This is a genomic window from Vibrio splendidus 12E03 (assembly GCF_000272105.2).
Classification (GTDB): domain Bacteria; phylum Pseudomonadota; class Gammaproteobacteria; order Enterobacterales; family Vibrionaceae; genus Vibrio; species Vibrio splendidus_I.
This window is the reverse complement of record NZ_AJZD02000087.1, coordinates 1-530: the sequence shown is the minus strand read 5'-3', so window position 1 is coordinate 530 and position 530 is coordinate 1. Positions and strand designations below refer to the sequence as shown.

At 48.9% G+C, this 530-nt stretch carries 1 protein-coding gene; it reads right to left on the bottom strand.

Features of this window, described 5'->3' with window-relative positions:
- Window positions 1-178 precede the first annotated feature (178 nt).
- The coding region (locus A142_RS07915) for a GlyGly-CTERM sorting domain-containing protein (protein WP_019822351.1) at window positions 179-530 on the bottom strand (352 nt) is incomplete at its 5' end.

The window sequence follows — 530 nt, the reverse complement described above, 5'->3', positions numbered from 1 at the left end:
AAAGCGTCAGGTTGTTCCATCCCACCGCTGACCTTCGCGGTACAACAAATAACCGCGATGGTGGGTGCGTCGTAATAAGCGTATCGCTTGTCGATACGTCAAGTGCAAAACTCGCCAGTCAGTATCAACAAGCATTTCCAACACCACAGGGTCGTTGATTTTTAATCCATATCTCACCTTACTTCTGTCTTAAACGCCCAAACATCGCTAATCCAAGTAGAGATAAAAAGCCGAGAGAACCGCCACTACCGCCAGAACTTGGTGTCGTTGTCGGAGGTGGAACGGGAGTCGGTGCTACAGGGTTGATATCAATCACTTCATTGGTGGTTAAATGCAGTTGACCAGAGCCGGTCACATCGAGCTCATACGTACAGGTATCGAAAGCATCAATCGCAGGCAAGGCTTGACATGTACCGCCAGTGATCGTTACATCACCAGAGCTTGTCGCAGAATCGACCACGCTATTTTGGTGTAAAGACTGAACCTTAATGGTCTGAGTCCCCGTGCCTTTCAGAACCGTTGGGTAATGC